The organism is Mesorhizobium sp., from assembly GCF_041661565.1.
GTDB lineage: Bacteria > Pseudomonadota > Alphaproteobacteria > Rhizobiales > Rhizobiaceae > Mesorhizobium.
Genome location: NZ_JBAZUD010000181.1, coordinates 1 through 8,849, shown reverse-complemented (window position 1 = coordinate 8,849; position 8,849 = coordinate 1). Strand labels below are relative to the sequence as shown.

Here is an 8,849-nt window from a genome sequence, read left to right as displayed (position 1 = left end):
CCGAGAAAGATGTTCTGGGCGACGTTCATGGAGGGAACGAGGTTCGTCTCCTGGAACACCATGGCGATGCCATGCTTCATGGCTTCGGCGGGAGACGAGAAGCTCACCGGCTTGCCGTCGAGCAGCATCTCGCCCGAGGTCAGCGGATAAAGGCCGGCCAGCACCTTGGTCAGCGTCGACTTACCCGCACCGTTCTCGCCCAGCAAGGCGTGCACCTCGCCGCGCCGCAGCGTGAAATCGACATCGCGAACCGCCGCATTGCCGCGGAATTCCTTGGTCGCCTTGCGAAACTCGACGATCTCATCCATGCGCGGACCCACCGTCATTCGCTGCAGCCGCCAGGCGCAGCAACGTGCCGGATCCGCGCGAGGTGGCATAGACGTCGCCGCCCTGCTCACAGACGGAGGTGATGCCGTGCATGGAGCCGTCGGCGCGGCTGTGCCAGCTTTCGCGCGGCACGCCGTTCCTGTCGCAGCGGGCGACGAGGCCATAGGACCGCGACGGCGCCCAGGGCTTCAGCACCCCCATCTGCCGCACCGAGCCCTGGCTGAGCGGCTGGTCGGGCCTGGCCGATCCGGCAAGTTCCGGTCCGATCCATTCGTCGGGATCGATCGTCGCCATCATCTCCCGGCGGTAATCGTCCTCGCGCAGCACCAGTTCGAACAATTGCCGGCGCGGCGCAAACAGCGCCATCCACAGGCCGCCGCCGGAAGCCGGCGAGAGGCGGGAGGGATAGGCCGGCAGGTCTTCCAGGATCGCCACCGGGCGCGCCGCGGATTTCGGGTCGATGGTGACGATGCGGTGGCGCCAGCTTTCGCTGATCGCCAGGCGACCGTCGCCGAGCAGCGCGACACCATTGGGAAAGGCCAGTCCGCTCGCGACCACGCGGCATGATCCGTCGGTCGGGCCGACCGCGAACACCTCGCCGCTGGCGCCGCCCTCCATCAGATCGCGTTTCCAGTCACGCGCCGGATGCTCGCGCGAACCGACGCAGACGAAAAGCGTGCCGTCGGACGCGAAGGCCCCGGCGGTGAGGCAAGACCCATTCACGCCCCGCGGATCGATGCGCCGCCAGGCGCCCGGCTGGCCGATGTGAATTCCGTCGCCCTCGACACCGACAGCAAGCCGGCCATCCGCCGCCGAGGCGACAAAGGTGACCGGCGCGGAAAACCCGGCGATCTCGACCGCTGTCGCCGTGGCGCCATGCGGTTCGATCCGGAACAGCCTGGTCCCGGCGCTGCACAGCAGTCCGCCCGGCGTCACGGCGAGATTGTCGATCGCCGAGAGCGAGAGCAGCCGCTCCGCCTCTTCCAGCCGGTTGTTCGGCTTGAAGATGCCGTCCATCGCCGGAACGCTGATGCCGGCGTCGCCGGCTGGAAACAGCCCGCGGACAAACGCGCCAAGGCCCATCAGCGCCTCCCCCAATAATCGCCCTGCGACGTCCACTCCGGATCGGCGCCTTCGATACGGACGCGACCGATGCGGTTGTTGGACACGCCGCCCAGATAGAGCCAGCCCTTGTGCTCGCAGGTCGAGGTGATCGAGGGATGGTTCTCGCCGGCTTTGTCCCACAACGCGTCGATGATCTCGCCGCTCGCCGAGACGCGCAGCACGCAGCCGCGATTGATGTTGGGGAACATCCATTCATCGGCGGCGATGCGCCTGGCCATGCGGCGGCGGAAGGCGGGCTTGCGCATCGCCAGATCGAAGGTCCTGGTGCGCATGCCGAGCAGCGCGATCCAGTAGGTGCCGTCCGAGCCGCGGTTGAGGTTGTCGGGATAGCCGGGAAGATTGTCGAGGAAGATCTCGAGCTTGCCCTTGTTGGGCCCGTCGAACCAGTAGCGGTTGATGCGGCAGGCCCAGGTCTCGGCGAACAGCAGCGATTGGCCGTCGCGGCAGATGGTGACGCCGTTGGGGAAGATCAGGCCGCGCAGCACCGTGCGGGTGGAGCCGGTCTTCGGGTCATGGCAGATCAGGCGGCCATTGCCCCTTCCCTCCAGCGCATCGACCGCCCATTCCGACATTTCATAGCGGATCGTCGCCTCGGAGAAGAAGATGCGCCCGTCCGGCGCGACGTCGAGATCGTCGGGAAGCCGCAGGCGTGAATCGTCGATCACCGAGAGCAGGCTGCGGTTGGTTTCGTCGGTCACTTTCGCGACCTTGCCGTCGGGCGCGACGCGGTAGACGCCCATGCCGCCGACGCAGGTCAGGAGATCGCCATTCGGTGCGAAGGCGAGACCCAGCGGATGGCCGCCGATGCGGGCGAAAACCTCGCTGCGCGCATAGTCGGGCGCCAGGAAGCGCACGATCGTGCCGTGCCGGGTCCCCGTGTAGAGATTGTCGTCCCGGTCGAGCACCACGTCTTCGGGCCCTTCGACCTGGCCGAGCCCGATCAACTGCGTGGCGCCAAGCCTGTCGTTGACGGCCAGCACGTCCTGTTCGCCGCGTGTCGTCTGCTCGGCAAGCTTCAAATAGGTCGGCGAGATATAGACCTTGTTCAGCAGCTTGCCGCGGTTCTTCACCCATTTGGCGTCGAACAGGACCGCCGCGATCAGCACCAGGCCGAGGATCAGCTGGTTGACCGAGCCGGGCATCGACAGGCGGATGAGGCCGCTGGTCAGGATCAGCACAAGGACCGAGCCGATCACCGCGTTGCCGACCGAGCCGCGGCCGCCGCCAAGCGAAACCCCGCCCAGCACGACGGCCGTCAGCACCGCGATCTCCATCCCGATGCCGGTGTCGGCGCCGGTGCTGCCAAGCCGGGCGGAAAACAGGAAGGCCGCCGTCGCCGTCAGCACGCCCGACGCGACATAGGCGAGGCAGACGGTGAGCTTGACGTTGATGCCGGCATTATAGGCGGAGCGGCGCGCGCCGCCGACGGCGCGCAGGCGCCAGCCCGGCCTCAGCCGTGAGAGGACGATATGCGCGCCGACCGCGATGAGGACGAAGATGATGAACGAGACCGGCACGCCACGGAACGATCCGAAGCCGATCAAATCCCATGTCGGCGACACCGGCATCGAACCGACGATCGCACTCGCCACGCGCGGGAAGATGATGTCGTAGAGCGCCCGGTAGATGACCAGCGTCACCAGCGTGGTGATGAAGGCGCGCAGCCTGAGGTAGCCGATCAGAACGCCGTTCAGCAGACCGCAGACAAGCCCCGTGGCAAGCGTGGCCGCCAGCGCCACGCCGACCGGCAGGCCCAGCACATTCATCGACACCAGGGCGGCCAGCACGCAAAGCGCGAACATCGAACCGACCGAGAGGTCGATCCCGCCCGACAGGATGACGATGGTCAGGGCCAGCGCGACGAGACCGAACTCCGACAGCTGCCGGGCAAGATCCGAGAACGTCCCGACCGACACGAAGCCCGGAATGATCCAGACCATGATCAGAACCGTGGCCACCAGCGCCAGTGCGGGAATGACGTTGTCAATCCAGCTCTTGGTGAGGAGTTCTCCGAACAGGCGATCCGGCACAAACCGGTATCGCAGTCGCAGAAGCGCGTCGCTGGCGGCCATCGGTTGCGTTATCCGTTACTTCAAATCGTCCAGGGTCCAGCAATTGCGCTGGTTGACGTTGGCCTTGGTGATCTGGGTGAGCGGATTGAAGTAGAGCGTCTTGGTCTCGCCCGCGGAGCTGTCGGAAAGCAGCAGACGTGCGATCTCAGCGTTGAGGATCTCGCCCTGCAGCGGCACGTTGTAGCTGATGTAGAGATTGAACAGGCCGTTCTCGACATTCTCGCAGCCAACCTTGTTGCCGCCGCCGCTGGTGACGAGGAAGACCTGGCTGCCCTTGCCGGCCTGCTGGATGGCGGAAGCCGTGCCGGTATCCTGGTTATCCCAGATGCCGATGGCGCCGCACAGGTCCGGGTGCTGCTGCAGCACCGTGTCCATGATCGAACGCGCCTTTTCCGGATTGTATTCGGTGGCCTGCTGCGAGACGACCTGGATGTCGGGATGCTGGTTCAGCACGCGGTAGATGCCGTCGAGCTGGAAGACGTCCGACGCCGCTGTCGGAACACCGGTATCAATGGCGACCTTCGTCGACACGCCCTTGCCGGGGCTGCACTTGTCGACGACAGCCTGCGCCGCCTGCTCGCCGATCTCGGTCCAGTCGGCGCCGACATAGGAATCGGTCTGCGTGTTCGATTCCAGGTTGATCTGCACCACCTTGATGCCGGCGGCCTGCGCCTGCGCCAAAAGCCGGGCGTAGGACTGGATGTCGGGATTGTGGGCGACGATCAGGTCGGGCTTTTCGCTGATCAGCGATTGCAGCGCCTTGGTGCCGGCATCGGTGCTCCAGGCCGGATCGCGGATCTCGAAACTGTAGTTCAGGCGCTTGGCCTGCTGCCGCATCACCGCCGCCCAGCCTTCCGTCAGGTCGAAGCCCATCGACAGCGGAAGGAAGACGACCTTCTTGCCTTCAAGCGTCTTGCGGAACGTCGTCGAGCGCGGATTTTCCAGGCCCTTGTCCTGCGCGCTCGCCGTCACGATCCCGGTAAGCGCGATGCAGGCCACGGCCAGCCATCTTGTTGTCTTCAGAAGTCGCATGGTTTCCTCCCATTGCAGTTTGGCGTTGAAATTGGTTCCTCAGAGATCCCCTTGCTGGGATGTCTGCTCGTCGCGCGGATTGACGAGCGAATCGATGACGATGGCCAGGAGCAGGACCACGCCCTTGACCAGGTTCTGGATCGTGTAGTCGATGTTCATGATCGTCATGCCGTTGAGCAGGATGCCCACGAAGACGGTGCCCAGGATGACGTTGCGGACCTTGCCGTGGCCGCCATTCAGGCCGATCCCGCCCAGCACCACCACCAGCAGGATGTCGTAGATCATCGTCGAGTTGAAAAGCCGGGCATTGATGGCCGAAGCCGACGAGGCCAGGATCAGTCCCGCGCCATAGGCGATCAGGGCGCTGATGGCGTATTGCGCGACGACCATCGGGCGATAGGCGATGCCCGTGATCTTGGCTGCGGCCGGATTGTTGCCCATGGCATAGATCTGCCAGCCGAACCGCGTGCGGCTGAGCACGAGATGCAGCACCAGGCACAACGCCGCGAAAGCCACCACGGTCACCGGGACGCCGAGGATGCGGCCCTTGCCGATCAGCGAGAACCATCCGGCGCCGGGCGGCACGTTCTGCATTTCCAGCGTGAAGAAGAAGGTCCTTCCGAGGCCATAGATGACCGAGCCGGCGGCCAGCGTCGCGAAGATGGGCGCCACCTCGCCGAAGGCGATCAGCGAGCCGATGAGGACCCCGGCGGTGACGGCGAACAGGGCGCCGATCAGCAACGCGAACTCAAGCGAGTAGCCCGAGCGCGCGATGACGAACGCCCAGGAAACGGAAACCACCATCGTCGCGATCAGCGAAACGTCGATGCCCCTGGCGATGACCACCAGCGCCATGCCGAGCGCGAGGATGCCGAGGATCGAGACGCTGCGCACGAGCGCCAGGAGGTTGCCGGCGCTGAAGAAGGACGGCAGCAGGAACGAGAACAGCGCGAAGGCCAGCACCGCCAGCGCCAGGACGATGCCTTCCTGGCTTTTCAGCAGGGTCGGCAGGCGTGGTCCCGGGTTTGCGGTTGCTTCGCTCACCGCTCAGGCCTTCTCTTTGCTCAGTCTCGACAGGATTTCCCTGGCGCGGTCGACGCGGACGTCATGATTGGCCGCGAGCTCCATAGCCACCTTGTCCACGTCCTCGCCGACAGCTCCGGCCACGATTGCGATGTTGCGTGCATGAAGCGCCATGTGGCCGCGCTGGATGCCCTCGGTGGCGAGCGCGCGCAGCGCCGCCATGTTCTGTGCCAGACCGACCGCGACCGCCACCTCGGCAAGCTCCTGCGCGGTCTTCACGCCCAGCACTTTCAGCGCGGCGCGCGCCGCCGGATGCGTCTTGGTGGCACCGCCGACGAGGCCGAGCGCCATCGGCATTTCCAGCGTGCCGACAAGCGCGCCGCCGGCATCGAGTTCCCAGCGGCTGAGCGACGTGTAGCGCCCGCTCCGCGCCGCCCAGGCATGCGCGCCGGCCTCGATCGCGCGCCAGTCATTGCCGGTCGCGACGACGACCGGGTCGATGCCGTTCATGATGCCCTTGTTGTGGGTGGCCGCGCGATAGGGATCGACCAGCGCCAGCGCGCACGCCTCGACAATGCCGGTGGCCATGCGCTCGCCGGTGAAGTCCTTCGTCGCAAGCGCTTCCGGGGTCAGCCGGACCCGCGCCCGCGCCAGGCGCAAATCGGCCAGGTTGGAGAGAATGCGCAGCCGGACCACGCCCCCGGACATGCGCTCGATCATCGGCGCGACAGCCTCGGCCATGGTGTTGACCGTGTTGGCGCCCATCGCGTCGCGCACGTCGACAAGCAGATGCAGGACCACCATCGGCCCGACGGAAGTGTCTTCGAAGACCTGCACCTCGATGTCGCGGCAGCCGCCGCCAAGCCCGATCAGGATGCGGTCCTTTTCGTTTGCCGCGGCCACGATCTCGTCGCGGCCGGCCAGGAGCCGGGCGCGCGCGCCGTGCGGGTCGGACAGGCCGAGTATCTGTACCTGTGCCCGCATGACTGGCGCGGTGCTGGAGGTTTCGAACCCGCCGCAGCCGCGGGCAATGCGCGCCATGTAGGAGGCCGCGGCGACGACGGAGGGTTCCTCCACCGCCATCGGGATCAAATAGTCGCGTCCGTTGATGGTGAAATTGGTGGCGACGCCCAGCGGGATCTCGAACGTGCCGATCACATTCTCGATCATGCCGTCGGCGACGTTGAGCGGAAGGATGCCTCCGCCGCGCAGCGCATCGAGGTCGGTTTGCGCGAGCCCTGCGGCATCGCCCAACGTCGTCAGGCGATCGGCCGGCGACAAGGACCGAAACTTCTCGATGCGGGAATTCAGCCGCGGCTCGACGCCGTCCAAGACTGCTCCCATAACCATCGCCTCCCTGCGAATGCACTTTTCTTGTTGAGCGACCTATCGCCCAACTGATACCATCAGACAAGGTACAGTTTTGAGAAACAGTCGGTAACTGTACCAGATAATTTCTGGGCACACCGTGAAAGGGAGCGAAGATGACGCGCGCCGAGGCCGTGGCCAACGAGATCAGGAGGCGCATCGACACCGGCTCCCTCGCAGCCGGCGCCAAGCTGCCGTCGATTCGCAGGGCCGCCGAGCAGTTCGACGTCTCCAAGAACACGATTGTCGATGCCTACGACCGTCTGGTCTCCGCCGGCATCGCGCTGTCCCGGCCCGGTGCTGGCTTCACCGTGGCGGAACGGCGCCGGCAGCGGCCGGGCGAGCGTCCGCTGCACGTTGCCGAGGCCGTCGACATCGCCTCGCTGCTCAACGCGCAACTGGAGGAGAGCTTCTCCATCCGCGTCGGCGATGGTCGCCCGCCTGCATCGTGGATGGAGGAATCGGAGGTGCGGCGCCATCTCGGGCTGCTGGGCAGGAATCACCGATCCAGCAGCGACGGATACGGTTCGGCGATGGGCCTGCCCGCCTTGCGCGAACGGCTTGCCTTCGACCTCATGGAACGCGAGATCCAGGCGACGCCCGAGCAGATCCTGCTGACATTCGGCGCCAACCACGCGCTGGACCTGATCATCCGTCGTTTCCTGGTCGCCGGCGACACCGTGCTGGTCGACGATCCCGGCTACTATCCATTGTTCGCCAAGCTGAAGCTGGCGCAGGTCCGCATGGTGGGCGTGAGAAGGACCGCCAACGGTCCGGATCCCGAAGACCTCGCCGGCAAGGCCGAGCGCGAGCGGCCCAAGCTTTTTTTCACCCAGTCGCTGGCGCACAATCCAACCGGCAGTTCGACCAATCTACCGACGGCCCATGCGATCCTGACGATCGCCGCGCGATATGACATGCTTGTGGTCGAGGACGATCCGTTCATCGACCTGCCGACGGTGCATGGCGTGGGTCTGGCGCCGCTCGACCAGTTGCGCAACGTCATTTGCGTGCGCACCTTCGCCAAGACGCTCTCGGCCAGCCTGCGCTGCGGCTATATCGCGGCGCGTCCCGACCTGATCGCCTCGCTGGCCGAACTGAAGATGCTGACGACCGTCAACAGTTCGGGACATATCGAGCGACTGATCCATGGGCTGATCAGCGAGGGCCATTACCGGCGACACCTCAAGCGCCTTGCCCAACGCGTGCGCCAAGCGACCGAAGCGGTCGTTCCCCGTCTTCAGAAGACCGGCCTCAAGCTCTTTGCCGAGCCTACCGGCGGTTATTACGTCTACCTGGAACTGCCCGACCACATCGATGACATCGCCCTTGCCCGCGAAGGTGCCCGCGAAGGCATCTTCATCGCGCCTGGCACCGTGTTTTCGCCGGAGCGTCAACCGACCAAGGGCGGCATCCGCGTCAACGTCGCCTGGGCCTCGGATCCCAAATTCTTCGATTTCCTTGTCCGCGCCACGGCCACGGGCCAAAATCGGCTTTGACGAAACTCAGCAGGCTACGACCGGGCGGCGCAATTCGGGCGGTCAGCTACCCACATCGCCGGGAGCGGCACCTGAAGCGGGGAGCTTCTCATTCAACGTCCTCCAGGCTGCCGTACCAGCATATTATCTTGCCGTTCGCTCCAACATTGGCTGCTCCTCTGGAGCGCAACCGCCTCCATGGGTCGGCTTGCGAGCGGCGCACGCGAAACATGGTGTCGATCGGTTTTCCGGTCTTGAACGACTCGCCCATGGCGTCCCGGGTTGGCTGCAGATCGCCGGGATGCAATGCGTCGAGCCAGCCAAACCCTGTCCATTGGTCTCCCGTCTGGCCGGCGATTTCCAACCATCGCCGGCTGACATCCAGGGCCCGTCCTTCCGGATCGATGATCCACGGAATTTGAGG

8 protein-coding genes are annotated in these 8,849 nt (G+C 65.5%); 1 reads left to right on the top strand and 7 read right to left on the bottom strand.

The window, feature by feature from the left end; translation table 11 throughout:
- From WC739_RS22940 to WC739_RS22915, 6 genes are all read right to left on the bottom strand, one after another.
- A partial coding sequence (locus WC739_RS22940; RefSeq protein ID WP_372955285.1) for an ATP-binding cassette domain-containing protein occupies window positions 1-308 on the bottom strand: 308 nt, incomplete at its 3' end.
- Window positions 301-1,410, bottom strand: a complete 1,110-nt coding sequence (locus WC739_RS22935) for an SMP-30/gluconolactonase/LRE family protein (RefSeq protein ID WP_372955284.1) — start codon at window positions 1,408-1,410, stop codon at window positions 301-303. The genes WC739_RS22940 and WC739_RS22935, both read right to left, overlap by 8 nt.
- Window positions 1,410-3,524 carry an ABC transporter permease gene (locus WC739_RS22930; RefSeq protein WP_372955283.1) on the bottom strand — a complete coding sequence of 705 codons (2,115 nt, stop codon included), beginning with the start codon at window positions 3,522-3,524 and terminating at the stop codon, window positions 1,410-1,412. Before WC739_RS22930 ends, WC739_RS22935 begins: the two co-directional genes overlap by 1 nt.
- A gap of 15 nt (window positions 3,525-3,539) precedes the next feature.
- Window positions 3,540-4,556 (bottom strand): sugar ABC transporter substrate-binding protein, encoded by a 1,017-nt coding sequence (locus tag WC739_RS22925; RefSeq protein WP_372955282.1) that lies wholly within the window; start codon window positions 4,554-4,556, stop codon window positions 3,540-3,542.
- A 39-nt stretch (window positions 4,557-4,595) separates the two neighbouring features.
- Window positions 4,596-5,600, bottom strand: coding sequence for an ABC transporter permease (locus WC739_RS22920; protein ID WP_372955281.1), 1,005 nt, complete (start codon window positions 5,598-5,600; stop codon window positions 4,596-4,598).
- 3 nt (window positions 5,601-5,603) lie between these two features.
- A complete protein-coding gene (locus tag WC739_RS22915; protein ID WP_372955280.1) occupies window positions 5,604-6,923 on the bottom strand; it encodes a hydroxymethylglutaryl-CoA reductase, degradative in 1,320 nt (439 codons plus the stop codon).
- Between the two features lie 140 nt (window positions 6,924-7,063).
- Between WC739_RS22915 and WC739_RS22910 the strand changes: the two genes are divergently transcribed.
- On the top strand, window positions 7,064-8,446 hold the full coding sequence (locus WC739_RS22910) for a PLP-dependent aminotransferase family protein (RefSeq protein WP_372955279.1): 1,383 nt from the start codon (window positions 7,064-7,066) through the stop codon (window positions 8,444-8,446).
- An 88-nt stretch (window positions 8,447-8,534) separates the two neighbouring features.
- Here WC739_RS22910 and WC739_RS22905 read toward each other — a convergent pair.
- A partial coding sequence (locus WC739_RS22905) for a PAS domain-containing protein (protein WP_372955278.1) occupies window positions 8,535-8,849 on the bottom strand: 315 nt, incomplete at its 5' end.

Bases quoted from the DNA above. Each gene is read 5' to 3' on its own strand.
- WC739_RS22935 (WP_372955284.1), bottom strand. From the start codon at position 1,410: ATGGGCCTTGGCGCGTTTGTCCGCGGGCTGTTTCCAGCCGGCGACGCC.
- WC739_RS22930 (WP_372955283.1), bottom strand. From the start codon at position 3,524: ATGGCCGCCAGCGACGCGCTTCTGCGACTGCGATACCGGTTTGTGCCG.
- WC739_RS22925 (WP_372955282.1), bottom strand. From the start codon at position 4,556: ATGCGACTTCTGAAGACAACAAGATGGCTGGCCGTGGCCTGCATCGCG.
- WC739_RS22915 (WP_372955280.1), bottom strand. From the start codon at position 6,923: ATGGGAGCAGTCTTGGACGGCGTCGAGCCGCGGCTGAATTCCCGCATC.
- WC739_RS22910 (WP_372955279.1), top strand. From the start codon at position 7,064: ATGACGCGCGCCGAGGCCGTGGCCAACGAGATCAGGAGGCGCATCGAC.